The 13,658-nt window shown below is 73.8% G+C and carries 9 protein-coding genes and 2 pseudogenes; 5 read left to right on the top strand and 6 right to left on the bottom strand.

Features of this window, described 5'->3' with window-relative positions:
• The 4 genes and pseudogenes from ACZ7OH_RS08760 to ACZ7OH_RS08745 form a co-directional block, all read right to left on the bottom strand.
• Positions 1–229 (bottom strand): annotated as a pseudogene (locus tag ACZ7OH_RS08760) (glycosyltransferase); the annotation flags it as partial.
• 2 nt (positions 230–231) lie between these two features.
• On the bottom strand, positions 232–1,740 hold the full coding sequence (locus ACZ7OH_RS08755; protein WP_470280306.1) for a glycosyltransferase family 87 protein: 1,509 nt from the start codon (positions 1,738–1,740) through the stop codon (positions 232–234).
• The gene (locus tag ACZ7OH_RS08750) at positions 1,737–3,257 is read right to left on the bottom strand and encodes a hypothetical protein (protein WP_470280305.1); all 1,521 of its coding nucleotides are present in this window, start codon (positions 3,255–3,257) and stop codon (positions 1,737–1,739) included. Before ACZ7OH_RS08750 ends, ACZ7OH_RS08755 begins: the two co-directional genes overlap by 4 nt.
• A gap of 205 nt (positions 3,258–3,462) precedes the next feature.
• Positions 3,463–4,920, bottom strand: coding sequence for a choice-of-anchor A family protein (locus tag ACZ7OH_RS08745; RefSeq protein WP_470280304.1), 1,458 nt, complete (start codon positions 4,918–4,920; stop codon positions 3,463–3,465).
• 236 nt (positions 4,921–5,156) lie between these two features.
• On the opposite strand from ACZ7OH_RS08745, the gene ACZ7OH_RS08740 reads away from it, so the two are divergent.
• From ACZ7OH_RS08740 to ACZ7OH_RS08730, 3 genes and pseudogenes are all read left to right on the top strand, one after another.
• Positions 5,157–6,323 (top strand): sensor histidine kinase, encoded by a 1,167-nt coding sequence (locus ACZ7OH_RS08740; protein WP_470280303.1) that lies wholly within the window; start codon positions 5,157–5,159, stop codon positions 6,321–6,323.
• Positions 6,320–6,967, top strand: a pseudogene (locus tag ACZ7OH_RS08735) (response regulator transcription factor); the annotation flags it as partial. The gene ACZ7OH_RS08740 and the pseudogene ACZ7OH_RS08735, both read left to right, overlap by 4 nt.
• A 12-nt stretch (positions 6,968–6,979) precedes the next feature.
• Positions 6,980–7,801 carry an AfsR/SARP family transcriptional regulator gene (locus tag ACZ7OH_RS08730; protein WP_470280325.1) on the top strand — a complete coding sequence of 274 codons (822 nt, stop codon included), beginning with the start codon at positions 6,980–6,982 and terminating at the stop codon, positions 7,799–7,801.
• Here the strand turns inward: ACZ7OH_RS08730 and ACZ7OH_RS08725 are convergent.
• The gene (locus ACZ7OH_RS08725; RefSeq protein WP_470280302.1) at positions 7,798–8,178 is read right to left on the bottom strand and encodes an STAS domain-containing protein; all 381 of its coding nucleotides are present in this window, start codon (positions 8,176–8,178) and stop codon (positions 7,798–7,800) included. The genes ACZ7OH_RS08730 and ACZ7OH_RS08725 overlap by 4 nt on opposite strands.
• 362 nt (positions 8,179–8,540) lie before the next feature.
• Here ACZ7OH_RS08725 and ACZ7OH_RS08720 point away from each other — a divergent pair, with 362 nt between their 5' ends.
• Entirely contained in the window at positions 8,541–9,419 is an 879-nt protein-coding gene (locus ACZ7OH_RS08720) for a MerR family transcriptional regulator (protein WP_470280301.1), read from the top strand.
• Here ACZ7OH_RS08720 and ACZ7OH_RS08715 read toward each other — a convergent pair.
• Positions 9,416–9,850 carry an SRPBCC family protein gene (locus tag ACZ7OH_RS08715; protein ID WP_470280300.1) on the bottom strand — a complete coding sequence of 145 codons (435 nt, stop codon included), beginning with the start codon at positions 9,848–9,850 and terminating at the stop codon, positions 9,416–9,418. The two genes, ACZ7OH_RS08720 and ACZ7OH_RS08715, sit on opposite strands and share 4 nt — an antisense overlap.
• 190 nt (positions 9,851–10,040) lie before the next feature.
• Here ACZ7OH_RS08715 and ACZ7OH_RS08710 point away from each other — a divergent pair, with 190 nt between their 5' ends.
• Positions 10,041–13,646 (top strand): discoidin domain-containing protein, encoded by a 3,606-nt coding sequence (locus ACZ7OH_RS08710; protein ID WP_470280299.1) that lies wholly within the window; start codon positions 10,041–10,043, stop codon positions 13,644–13,646.
• The last annotated feature ends 12 nt before the right edge of the window (positions 13,647–13,658 follow it).

Genomic DNA, 13,658 nt, shown 5'->3' with positions numbered 1-13,658 from the left:
CGGTGACGACGAGCTCGACCGAGACCTCGGTGACGGTCGTCCAGCGCTGCCAGTAGCTGGCCGGGAAGCGCCCGAAGTACGTGTTGCCGGACACCAGCGTGCCCGGGTCCAGCCGCAGCGAAGCCCGGTCGCGGATCGCCGAACCGCGGTGGATCTCGGCGTAGAGGTCCTTGCTGACGATCGGCGCCGGGCCGGCGTACAGGCCGCGCTGCGCGGTGAGGTCGGTCATGGTCAAGCTCCGCTTCCGTTGCCCCGGACGAGATACAGCTGCTGGGTGCCGGCCCACGGCGACGTCAGTGTCCAGTGGGCCAGCGCACCGGACGGCGGGTCGCCGCGCACCAGTGCGAAGTCGGTGACGATCGGCCGGTCGCCGAAGTCGAAGAAGCGGAAGTTCACGTCGACCGCGGCCCGGCCGAGCGCACCCAGGTGCGCCTTCCGCGCGGTGATGGCCGGGCCGACCGCGCCGCGGTCGTCGAAGAGGTCGACGATCGCGCAGCCGCAGCTGTAGGCCAGCACGCCGATCTCGCCGCCGCTGCGCACCGTGCCACCGCCGACCAGCCGGCCCAGCTCCGGGCCGATCCGCTCGTAGTCCGCGGTCGCGTCGTGGTTGGACATCAGCGGCGCGAACCGCCGCGGCAGGCCGTCCGAGACGTAGAACCCGGTACTGGCGACCAGCACTCCGGCGACGGCGACCACGCCGGCGACGCGGGCGGGCAGGCGCACGCAGGCCGCCGCGGCGGCCGCCAGGAACAGCGTCGCCGCGACCAGGCTCGGCCCGTAGTACCAGTGGTAGGGCGGCACGTGCAGCCGCGTGTAGGCGAGGTAGTGCGCGAGACCGGCGGGCACCAGCGGCGCGAACGGCAGCAGTTTCGTCCACACCGGACCGCGGTGGCCCGAGCCCGCCAGCCAGAGCAGGAACGCGGCCACGGCCAGTGCGGCGGGCAGGAACGACAGCGCCGTCGCCCCGGGGAAGACCTGCGCGTAGAGACCGGGGCCGTTGCCGAAGTCCCACTGGCCCCAGGACTTCTGCAGCGTCTTGATGATCACCGTGTCCGGCACCGCCGACCCGAGCACCACCCAGCTGAAGGCGAACCAGGGGAGCGCGACCGCCGTCGCGGCGAGCACCGACTGCCACGCCTTCTCCCAGAAGCGGCGTCGCAGCGCGAAGAGCACCAGCGCGACCACGACCAGGTCCGGCCGGACGAGAGCGAGCAGCCCGGTCAGGACGCCGAGGGCGACCGGCCGCCGCTCCCCGGCGGCCACCAGGAGCCAGGCGATCCCGGCCGCGCCGAGCTCGACCTCCAGCCCGATCGACGACAGCAGCAGCGGGTTCACCGTCAGCAGGGCGACGGCGGCCGGCGCCAACCAGGACGGCAGCCCCGCCCGCTCGCCGGTGCGGCGCAGGGCGAGCACCAGCGCGACCTGGCAGAGGACGAACAGCGCCCCGGCGGCGAGGACGGCGTCGCGCAGCACCAGCGTCAGGGCCGCGAGGAGCAGGACGTTCAACGGTGACGTCGCCGTGTTCGACGTCTCGGCCGGGATCAGCCCCCAGTGCCCGTGGAACGCGAGGTTCCGCGCGTAGGAGAGCGTGATGAACGTGTCGTCGATCAGGTGCGGGCGCACCGCGGCGAACACGAGCACGGACACCGCGGCGACCACGCCGGGCAGCACCCACCGCCGCGACCGGGACACCGGGGTCGCGAACCCGGCGGCGGATTCCCGCCGCTGCGTCACGGTCACGGTTCGCGGGTGAGGGTGAAGTGCCCTACGCCCTTGGCAGCGGACTCCACCTGCCAGCTGTCCGGTCCGGTCGCCGGCCCCGATGCGTACTGCAGCCGGTAGTCCGGCTTGCGCGGGGTGATCGAGCGGTCCAGCCAGTGGTAGTTCACCCGCAGCGCGAAGCTCATCAGCGGGTTCGCCGTCGCGATCCGCTGCTCGACCAGCTCCTTCGCGTGGCCGCGATCGGAGAACTCGTCGATGATCGCGCACTCGCAGTAGTACGCGAGGGTGCCGATCTCGCCGGGGCTGGCCACGCTCGCGCCGTCGAGGCGCGCGCCCAGTGCCTTCCCGACCCGGGCGTAGTCCTGCGCGCTGGCCCAGTTCCCGAAGATGACCGGCGACTTCCAGGGCAGGCCTTGCGCGGCGTCGACGGTCGCCGCGCTCAGCACGAGCAACCCGGTCAACCCGAGGGCCAGCAGCGGGGGACCGGTGCGCAGCTCCGTCCGCTCGCGCGCCTGGCCGTACCAGACGCCGAAGGCCGCGACGGCGAACGAGCCCACCGTGGTCGTCGGAGCGACGTAGTACCAGTGGAACGGGCCGACACCGATGAACGAATAGGCGACGAAGTAGAGGATCCCGCCGGCGCCCAGCGCCGCGACCGGGCCGAGCGCGGGGAACTCCGGCCACCGCACGGAGAACCGCGCGGCGGCCCACACGGCGAGCGCGACCGCGCCGAGCAGCGCCGGGACGAACGCGACCAGCACGGTGACCGGGTAGCCGAGGTAGTACATGACCGGCCCGGTGCTGTAGGTCCACGGCGCGAACAACCCCACCTGCGTCTGCTTGATCGCCAGCGTGTCGGGCACGAACGAGCCGAACGCGACCCAGCTCACGACGAACCACGGCGCGGCCGTCAGCACCGCGCAACCGGCGGCGGGCAGCATGCGTCGCCGGATCGCGGGCGCGCTGAGCGCGATCACCACCACGAACACGATGAGGTCGAGCCGGGTGAGGACGGTGAGCCCGGCGGTCACGCCGAACAGGACCGGCCGTCCTTCGAGCGCGAAGACCGTGAGCACCAGCAGGACGGCGGGGACCAAGAGGACTTCGAGGCCGATCGCGGACAGCACGAACGGGTTGAGCAGCACCAGCGCGACCCCGAGCACCCCGGCCGCCGGCGGCAGCGCGAGCTTCCGCCCGAGGCGCTGCCACGCCCAGCCGAGGGTGCCCCCGCACAGGACCGTCAGGATCCCGAGCGCCACCACCGGGTGCGGGCCGCCCGCCACCCGCGTCACCAGGGTCAGCGCGCCGAGCAGCAGGACGTTCAGGGGTGACGTCGCGGAGTTCGCGGGCGATCCGGGGATGATGCCCCACTCGCCGTGCAGCGCGAGGTTCTTGGCGTAGGCGAGGGTGATGTAAGCGTCGTCGGTCAGGCTGCCGCGCACCACCAAGAAGACGGCGGCGCCCAGCACCGCACCGAAGACGGGCAGCCACCGGCTCCACGCGTTCGCCCGCTCGGCGTTCGTTTCCGGAAGCACTTCCCCACCTCGCGGCGGCGCCACCGGCGCCGGCTCCGCCATCTGCCTGATCGACATAGCCCGGGGACCCTAGAGACGGTTCATTACCGCGGTGCTACGGCACGGTTAGGTCCGTTGACCCGTTGTGACATCACCCGATGGTGGCACGGGCGGTGTGGACCCGCAGTGCGACCGCCGGGCTCCACTGTGGACGACGGTCCCCCGCTCAGGCCCGGCGTCGGCGGGTGACCAGCACCAGCGCGGTGCCGCCGGTGACGAGGAGCGCACCGAGGCCGAGGACCGGGCCGACGTCGGTGCCGGTGTCCGGCAGGCCGCCGGTTCCGCCGGGAGTGGCCGGCGCGGGCCCGGGGGCGGGCGGAGTGGTCGAGGTCGCCGTGGTCGAGGTCGCCGTGGTGGTGGTCGCCGGTGTGGTCGTGGTGCCGGTGGTGACGATCGTCGACGTGGCCGGAGTGGTGGTTGTCGTGGTGGCCGGGTTCGACGTGGTCGGGGTCGTCGCCGTCGGGCCGGTCGTGGGCGTCGGGCTCGTCGTGGCCGGGGTGGTGGTTGTCGTGGTGGTCGTGGGCGTCGGGCTCGTCGTCGTGCTGGTGGTCGGCGCGGTGGTGGTCGTCGTCGGCTCGGGTTTTCCGCCGCACGAGGGCAGGTCGCCGACGAACGGGTACGCGTGGAACTCCTGGCCGCTGCCCGACCCGGTGCTCGAGCCGTGGACGAGGTCGCCCGCGGTGAAGAAGCGGCCGTTCGTGCCCGGCAGCGTCACGGTCGTCGTCCCGGCCGGGTTGCCGGCGAGCACGCTGCCCTGGAACATGCCGCTGCCGGAGAGGGCGGCCGTGCTCGCGTCGGGGAAGTTCCACAACAGGCGGGGCCGCAGCTTGTTGAGCGGGTCGGCGTCGTCGAGGGTGCCGCTGTAGGTGTTGATCGTCCGGACGTGGCCGGTGAGGTTGACCAGCACCGTCGCGCCGTCGGGGATGCCGGTGAACGCGATGCCCTGCGTGCTGCCACCCGGCCCGGCGATGTCGGCGTCGATCGTGAAGACCTGCAGCTTGGACCTGCCGTCGCCGGTGAAGAGCGTCTGGTAGCCCTGGTTCTTCGCGGTCCCGGTGGTCGCGGCCCGCGCGTAGCACTTGCTCGCGGCGTTGAGCCGCCCCCGCAGGCCGGCGTACGGCTCCATCGCGGCGGGATCGTGGACGAGCTTGCCGATCACCGTGCCGGTGACGGTCCCGGCGTGGCGGACGACGCCGCCCGCCGAGTCGCCGACGGCGTCGAGGCGCTGCCCGGCGGCGACGGTGAGGTCCTTGCCGACGGTGAGGTAGTCGGCGCCGTCCGGCGGCGGCACCCGCGACCCGACCCCGGCGACGCCGACGTTGTAGATCGACGACCCGGAGGTCTTCCGCAGCGTGAAGTCCCCGCCGACGACCACGCGGCCCTCCGCCTCGGCCGCGCTGCCGGTCACGCGCATGCTGCCGCCGACGAAGACGTTGATCCCGTTGTCACGGCCGGCGAACGGGCCGTTGCCGACCGGCGGGTGGACGGCAGGGCACGTCCCGGGCACGCACGGGCCCAGGCCGTCGGGCAGCGGGTCGGCGTGCGCGGTCCGGCCGAGCGGCACCGAGAGGGCCACGAGCCCGCAGGCCGCCAGCGCCGCCAGGGCGGCATGGGTCGCGCGCACGGGACCTCCCCTGTCCTTTGTGGACTCGTCGGCTCGGACGTTAATGTCCGGTCCGCCCCCGTGCGCGGCGATCCACCCGATCGAGGCCGCGGCGATGGGGCGAAGGGGCCATTCACGTGCCGGTCGACGTCCGGGCCGTCACCGAGGGCCGACCTGCGCCGATGAAATCCGCATGAACCGCAACCTCCTCCCCGGGCCGGATGCGCCCGCCCCGCTCACTTCCTAGGCTGTCCCTCGTGGGGGCGAGGGTGGTGAGCGGGATCCGGGCCCGCCTGGAGGCGAGCCTCGGCCGCGCCGGGATCGGGCTGCCGTGGTGGGTCCCCGTGGGTGTCACCGCCTTCGGGGTGGTGCTGGCGGTGGCGGCGGTGGCGCAGCGAGGGGCGCTGGCGCCGCCGGCACCGATCGCCCTCGCCGGCCTGCTCGCCGTCGTCACCGCGTTCGTCTGGGCCGTCACCGGCGTCATCGTCCCGCCGTGGCTCAAGGCCCTCACCGTGCTGACGGCCGTCGCGATCCTGCTCTCCCGGCCCGCCGTCCCGGACTTCGCGCCGGTCGTGCTCGTCGTGCTGGCCGCCGAGACCGCCGCCATCGCGCGCCCCGTCATCGCCTACTCCGTCGCCGCCGCCAGTGTCGCCACCCTGGCCGTGGCCGCCGCGCGGGTCGGGCTCGTCGGGTTCCCCGTCTACGTCGCCGCCGTGCTGCTCGGCACCGCGGGCGGGTTCATGATGCGCTGGTACGTCCGGGCCCTGGACGCCGAACGAGCCGCTCGCGACGCCGCCCGCGACCAGGCCGTCCTCGCCGAACGGCAGCGGATCGCCCGCGAGGTGCACGACGTCGTCGCCCACTCGCTGAGCATCACCCTGCTGCACCTGACCGGCACCCGCCACGCCCTGCAGCAGGACCGCGACGTCGAGGAGGCCCTCGAAGGCCTCGCCGAAGCCGAACGCGTCGGGCGGACGGCGATGGCCGACATCCGCCGGACTGTCGGGCTGCTCGCCGAGGCGCCCGCCGGGACCCGCCCGCTGCCCGGCGCCCGCGACATCCCCGCCCTGGTCGAGCGCACCCGCGCGGCGGGACTGCCCGTGCACTACGAGCAGGAAGGCGACCTGGCCGCCGTGCCGGACCTGGCCGGGCTCGGGCTCTACCGCATCGCGCAGGAGTCGCTGGCCAACATCGCCAAGCACGGCGATGGCGCGCCGGCGCGGGTGCGGCTCGACGTCGGCGCGGCGGAGGCCCGGCTGGTCGTCCGCAACCGGCTGCCCGCCGGCGGACCGGCCGCCACCGGCGGATCAGGCCTCAAGGGCATGGCCGCCCGGGCCGGGCAGCTCGGTGCCGAGCTGACGGCCGGACCCGAGGGGCCGGACTGGGTGGTCGCGGTCGGCGTGCCCGCGGGAGGCACGCCGTGACGGCCGGCGAAGTTCGCGTCCTGCTCGTCGACGACCAGGAGCTCGTCCGGTCCGGGCTGCGGCGGATCCTGCGCGAGCGCGACGGCTTCACGATCGTCGGCGAGTGCGCCGACGGCGCGGAAGTCCCCGCCGCGCTGGCCGCCGCCGAGGTCGACGTCGTCGTGATGGACCTGCGGATGAAGCGCGTCGACGGGATCGAGGCGACGCGGCGGATCGGCGGCCGGCCGCCGGTGCTGGCCCTGACCACGTTCGACGACGACGAGCTGCTCGCCGGCGCGCTGCGCGCGGGCGCGGTCGGCTACATCCTCAAGGACTCACCCGCCGAAGACCTGATCCGCGCCGTCCGCGCGGTCGCCGCGGGCGACGCCTGGCTCGACGCCTCGGTGACCGCGCGTGTCCTCACGACCTACCGGCGCGCGCCTGCCGACGAACCCGCCGGCCCGCCGCCGGGCCTGCTGACGCCCCGCGAGCTGGACGTGCTGCGGGCGGCCGGGCGCGGACTGTCCAACGCCGAGATCGCCGCCGCGCTCGTCGTCTCCGAGCTGACGGTGAAGAGCCACCTGGGCCGGATCTTCACCAAGCTGGGCCTGCGCGACCGCGCCGCGGCCGTCGTCTACGCGTTCGACCACGGCATCGTCAGCCCGCGCGGGTCCATTGTGGACGCCGCGCCGGTGCGGCCGGCCGTGGCGGAGCCGGTTCCGCGTCCGGGACTGCGGTTTTCGGTCCTGGGACCCCTACGCGCGTGGCGCGGCGGCACCCCGCTCGACCTCGGGCCGGTGCGCCAGCAGGCCCTGCTCGCGGCGCTGGTGCTGCGCCCCGGCGTCACGGTCAGCCAGTCCGAGCTGCTCGACGGCGTCTGGGGGCTGGAGCCGCCGGGCACCGGGGGCCGGGTGCTGCCGGTGTACGTGCACCGGCTGCGCAAGTGCCTGCGCGCGCCCGGCGAGCGGACGCCGGACTCGGTCATCGGCCGCGCGCCCGGCGGCTACCGGTTCGCCGTCGACGGCGTCCGGATCGACACCGCGCGGCTGGCCGAGCTGGCCGCGGACGCTGTCGCCGCCGAAGAAGCGGACGAGCCGGCCGCCGCCGTCGAGTCCTGGTCCGCCGCGCTCGGGCTGTTCCACGGCGAGCCGCTGTCCGGGCTGCCGGGGCCGTTCGCGGAAGGCCAGCGGCTGCGGCTCACCGAGCGCCGCGGCACGCTGCTGACGCGCAAAGCGCGGCTGCAGCTGGGGCTGGGCCGGTACGCCGAAACGGCCGACGAGCTGTCCGCCGTGCTGGCCGAGGAGCCGCTTCGCGAGCCGGTGGCGGTGCTGCTGATGCGGGCGCTGCAGGCGACCGGCCGGCGCGCCGAGGCCATCGCGGTGTACGGCCGGATCCGCGACCGGCTGACCGCCGACCTGGGGGTCGAACCGGGGGAGGAGCTGCGGCGCACGCACCGGGCGGTGCTGGACGACGTCCTCCACCCGGACTTCCCCGGTTAGGAGACGCGGCTCGCGGGTGTCCCGGCGAGCGCCGCGCGGGCCTCGGCGAGCCCGAGGTGCAGCGGCAGCACGTGGTCCAGGCCGAGGATGGCGAGCGGCCGGGCGACGGCGATCCTGGCCGCCGCGATGGCGTACGGGATTTCGCGCGCGAGCGCTTCGCGGTAGGCCTCGACGAGGACGCTGAAGACCGTCGAGTCGCAGTACGTCGTCTCGGTGAGGTCGGCGACGACCCCGCGCACGCCGTCGGCGAACGGGCCCAGCAGGACTTCCCGCAGCCGGGATGTCGTGGCCAGGTCGAGGTCGCCCGCGCAACGGACGGTCACGACCCCGCCGTCCGTCGTCGTCGCGAAGCGGGGCGAAATGCGGTTTTCGGTCATCGGAGTCCCTCCTGCGGTGCGAAGTACCCAGCGCCGGCCGAGATCACTCGTCCGGGAGGGCGGATCACTGCGGCATCCGAGGGATAACGATGCACGAACGTTGCGATGAGCGGTATTTTGGGTGGTGGGACCGTTCCCCGACGTCCCGGCCGTGGCGGGTTGCCACACCCCGCGGCCGTCCGGATCCGGCTGACGCGGGCCGGATCCCGGCGCCGGGCGGCGCCGAAAGGGGACGCGGCAGGTCGACGCCCCGCCGCCGCGTCCCCGGCGCGCCCTCGAGCCGTCCGGTCCGTCCACCGTGTCACCCTCTGCCGGGTAAGCCCTCCGTCGCTAAGCTGCGGCGATCGAGGCGAAGGGGAACGGTGGAACCGAAGAGCGTCGACGGGCCGTCCGCGGCGGGTGCCTGGGCGCCGGGCAAGGTCGCCGAACTGCTCGGCGTCTCGCCGGTGACCCTGCGCAGCTGGAGCGCGCGGTACGGGATCGGCCCGTCCGCGGCCGGCGCCGGGCGGCATCGCCGCTACTCCGACGCCGACGTCCGCCGGCTGCAGCACATGCAGCGGCTCGTCGGGCGCGGGATGCCGGTGCGCGAGGCGGCCGCGGCGGCCTTCGGCGGCCCGGCGGACCCACCCGAGGTGCCGGCCGCGCGACGGGTGCGCGAGCTCGAGGAAGCGGCCGAGGACCTCCGCTCGGCGTCGGTGGCGGGCCTGCTCGACGAAACGCTCGCCACGCTCGGCCCGGCGGCGGCGTGGACCGACGTCCTGGCCCCGGTGCTGCGCGGCCTGGGCGACCGCTGGCAGCGCGGCGACCGGTGCTTCGCGCCGGAATGGGCGCTGACCACGGAGATCTCGCTGGCGTTCGAGCGGTTCAGCCGCCGCTTCCCGGCGGCGGTGCCGGGGCGCCCGGTGCTGCTGGCCTGCTGTCCGGCGGAGCGGCATTCGCTGCCGATGGAGGCCCTGCGCGCGACGCTGGCGCAGGCGGGCATCCCGGTGGCGTACCTCGGCCAGCTCGTCCCGGCGGAGACGGTGGCCGACCTGGCCGAGCGCCTGGACCCGGTGCTGGTGCTGCTGTGGTCGCTGGCGCCGCCGACCGCCGACGACCTGCTGGCGGCGCGCGTACGCGACCTGGGCCGGGTGGTCGGGACGGCGGGGCCGGGGTGGGACCACCTCGGGGACCGCGGGTTCGCCCGCGTGAACGACCTGGCGTCGGCGGTCGAGCTGGCCGTGGCGACCGCGGGGGACTAGCCCAGGACTTCGAGCACCTTCGTCAGCTTCGGCGCCACTTCGTCCCCGAGCCGCTCGAACTCGCGCTTCAAGAACGGCCCCGCCAGCTTCGCCAAGCCGTGGAACTCGATCGTCGCCCGGTACCGGACCGTCGTGCCGTCGGGCCCCTCCGACAGGCCGAAGTCGTCCGTCGAGGTCGCCGTCTTGTTCTTGCCCACGAACGTCACCCGGCCCGGGTCCCGCCGGGTCAGGCTGTAGTCCAGCTCCGTCCGCCGGCCGCGGAACTCCGACACGTTGTGCCACCGCGCGCCGACCACGATCGGGCCCTCGCCGGTGCGGGTGCAGCTGACCGTGCCCGGGTCCCACTCCTCCGTGTGCGCGAAGTCCGCGAGGTACGCCACCACGCGCTCGATCGGCGTGCGCACTGTGAGGCTGCGTTCGACCTGGACCATCGGACCTCCTGGCGTGATGCGGATTCGATGCAACCGTAGCGGGCCCCATTCACCGGGGCACGGTGAGCCACCGGCCGACATCGATGTCATTTTTCCTAATTCTTGTCTTCCTTGTCTTCTTGACGCTCCCGATGCGCTCGGCGGAAGCTTCCTGGCAACGTTGTCACCCACGCCCGAACGGAGTTCTCCCATGGCGGAGGAGTACGGCATCGCCGCCGATGTCGAGCCCGCGGAGGTGTCCGCCGTTTCGCGGCGGCACGTCCTGGCCGCCGGGACCGGCCTGCTGGCCGGGTTCGGCCTCGCGGCCGTCCTGCCCGGGGTCGCGTCCGCCGCGCCCCCCGTCGCCGACGCGCAGGCGCCGAAGACCGACCTGGCCCTGTTCCGCCCGGTGCAGGTGTCCTCGACCGCCTACGCCGCCACCCCCGCGGACTTCGCCGTCGACGGCCTCGCCCAGGTCGGCGTCAAGGGCTCCGGCTGGCGCGCCGAGCCGGGCGACGGCCAGTGGATCGTCGTCGACCTGCAGGGCCAGTGCCGGATCGACTCGGTCGTGCTCACCTTCGAGGCCCAGCCCGGCGACCCCGCGTTCGACGCCGCCGGCTCCCGCAGCCACACCAGCGGCTTCGAGATCCTCTCCAGCTACGCCGTGTCGTTCGACCTCGACGTCTCCGGCGACGGCAAGGCCTGGCGCACCGTCCACCACACCGACGCGGGCACCGGCGGCGTCGTCACGATCCCGCTGTCCGCGGTCACCGCCCGCTGGGTCCGCTTCAGCGCGGCGAGCCGCTCGACGACCAACCCGCTGGGCCTCAACGGCTTCCAGGTCTTCGGCACCGGTCCCCAGAACCGCCCCGCCGTGCACGGCTGGACGAGTTTCCCGGTCCGCCCGCACGACGACCCGCCCGCGCTCGCCGTCGCGGCCGACGGCACCGTCCCGCTCGAGTCCGGCTGGGTCCTCACGATGGACGACTGGGCGCCGACCGGCGACGGCAAGGCGCTGTCCGGCGACACCGTCGACACCCGCGGCTGGCTCCCGGCGACCGTTCCCGGCACGGTTCTCGCGTCCCTGGTCGAGCAGGGGCAGCTGCCCGACCCGGTCTCCGGCATGAACCAGCTCCACGTCCCGGAGGCGCTGTCCCGCCACGCCTGGTGGTACCGCCGCCGCTTCGCCCTCCCGCGCGGCCTCGACACCTCGGCGGGCCGGCACGTCTGGCTCGAGTTCGACGGCGTCAACCACGAAGCGCAGATTTGGCTCAACGGCGCGGAAATTGGCACGCAGAGCCACCCGTTCGGCCGCGGCGCGTTCGACGTCACGGCGGCGCTGCGCCGCACCGGCGACCAGGCCCTCGCGGTGAAGATCTCGCCGATGCCGCGGCCCGGCAGCCCGGGGGACAAGGGCGCCGACGGCAGCTCCTGGCGCGACGCGGGCAGCACCATGTTCGACAACTCGCCGACCTACCTCGCGGTGTCCGGCTGGGACTGGATGCCCGCGGTGCGCGACCGCGCGTCCGGCATCTGGGACCACGTCCGCCTCCGGTCCACCGGCGCGGCGGTCCTCGGGGACGTCCGCGTCGACACGAAAGTGCCCGACGCGGCCACGGCCGAGGTGACGCTCACCGTGCCGGTGCGCAACGCCGCCGCGACCGCCCAGCGCGTCAAGGTGAGCGCCGCCTTCGGCCCGGTCAGCGTCTCGGCCACGGTGACCGTCCCGGCCGGGCAGACCACCGACGTCGCGTTCCCGAAGCAGGTGGTGAAGAACCCGAAGCTGTGGTGGCCCAACGGTTACGGCGACCCGAACCTGTACGACCTGACGCTGACCGCGGCGATCGGCGCGAGCACCAGCGACCGCCGGACGGTCAAGATCGGCCTGCGCGAGATCGGCTACCGGTACGACCTGCCGATCGTCATCGCCGACGGCCGCGCCACCCAGACCGTCGACCTGGCGCCGCAGAGCGCCCGGTTCGTCCGGATGCTGGGCCTCAAGCGCGCCACCGGCTGGGGCTTCTCGCTGTGGACGATGGCGGTGCTGGACAGCTCGGGCACCGATGTGGCGCAGGGCAAGCCGTCGTCCTCGTCGTCGGTCGCCGACGGCAACCCGCCCGAGCGCGCCTTCGACGGCGACCCGAACACGCGCTGGACGTCGGCCTACGACGACAACCAGTGGCTGCAGGTCGACCTCGGCGCCGCGACGGCGTTCGACAAGGTCGTGCTGACCTGGGAGACCGCCTACGCGGCGACGTTCAAGATCCAGGTGTCGCAGGACGGCGACACCTGGACCGACGCGGCGTTGGTGGACAACAGCCCGAAGCCGCTGACCTTCCTCGTCAACGGCGTCAAGGTGTTCGCCCGCGGCGGCAGCTGGGGCTGGGACGAACTGCTGCGCCGGATGCCGGCCGAGCGGACCGACGCCGTCGTCGCCATGCACCGGGACATGAACTTCACGCTGATCCGCAACTGGGTCGGCTCGTCCTACCGGCAGGAGCTGTTCGACGCCTGCGACAAGTACGGCATCCTGCTGTGGAACGAGTTCTGGGACGGCTGGTCGACCGACCCGGCCAACCACGACATCTTCTTGGCACAGGCGAAGGACACTGTGCTGCGCTACCGCCACCACGCGTGCGCGACCGTCTGGTTCGGCTGCAACGAAGGCACCCCGCCGCCGGCGATCGACAACGCGCTGCGCGACATCGTCCACACCGCCACCGACCTGCTCTACCAAGGCAACTCGGCGGGCGGCGTGATCACCGGCGACGGCCCCTACTTCTGGCAGGACCCGAAGCGGTACTTCACCGGTGAGGCGACCGGCGGGAAGTACGGGTTCTGGAGCGAGATCGGGCTGCCGACCGTGTCGGTCGTCGAAAGCATGCGCAACCTCGTCGGCAAGGACGACCCCGGCTGGCCGATCGGCGCGCCGTGGTTCCTGCACGACTGGTCCACGGGCGGCAACCAGTCGCCGCAGAGCTACCTCGCCGCGATCGACGCGCGGCTCGCGCCGTCGACGAGCCTGGCCGAGTTCTGCCGCAAGGCGCAATTCGTCAACTACGAGAGCATGCGCGCGATCTTCGAGGCGTGGAACACGAAGCTGTGGGCGGACGCGACCGGCGTGCTGCTCTGGATGTCGCACCCGGCGTGGCACAGCACGGTCTGGCAGACCTACGACTACGACCTCGACGTCAACGGCAGCTACTACGGCGCGCGCAAGGGCTGCGAGGCCCGGCACGTCCAGGCCGACCTGACGACGTGGCAGGTCCGCGTCGTCAACCACACCCCGGCCGCGCTGAGCGGCGTGACGGTCACCGCGCGGCTGTTCTCTTTGGACGGAGCCTCGCTCGGTAACCCGGTGCTGCAGAAGCTGGATGTCGCGGCGAACGTCGGCGCGACGGCGTTCACGGTGCCGTTCGACGCCGCGCACCCGGACCTGCACCTGCTCCGGCTGACCCTGACCGACGCGGGCGGCGCGGTGCTGTCGGAGAACACCTACTGGCGCTACCGCGGCGACACGGCCATGCGCGCGCTCAACCAACTGCCGGGCGCGCGGCTGACGTCGTCGTTGAAGGCCGACGGCGACGCCTTCACCGCGACGATCCGCAACGACGGCCGGACGGTCGCGGCGATGATCCGGCTGTCGCTGCGGGAGCGCAACGGCACCGACCGCGTCCTGCCGACCCGCTACGGCGACAACTACTTCTGGCTGCTGCCGGGGGAAAGCCGCACGGTCCGCGTCGAGCCGCGGCGGCGCGTGCCCGGCGCCCGGCTGCAGGTGGAGGCGTACAACGTGGCAGCGAAGCTGACGTCGTAGCCCGATTGGTGC

The organism is Amycolatopsis sp. NPDC114478 (assembly GCF_055633805.1).
The sequence above is the reverse complement of the archived record's forward strand: the minus strand, read 5'-3'. Positions and strand labels throughout refer to the sequence as shown.

Coding starts and splice junctions, on each gene's coding strand:
- ACZ7OH_RS08725 (WP_470280302.1), bottom strand. CDS start 8,178: ATGACCGAAAACCGCATTTCGCCCCGCTTCGCGACGACGACGGACGGC.
- ACZ7OH_RS08715 (WP_470280300.1), bottom strand. CDS start 9,850: ATGGTCCAGGTCGAACGCAGCCTCACAGTGCGCACGCCGATCGAGCGC.
- ACZ7OH_RS08710 (WP_470280299.1), top strand. CDS start 10,041: ATGGCGGAGGAGTACGGCATCGCCGCCGATGTCGAGCCCGCGGAGGTG.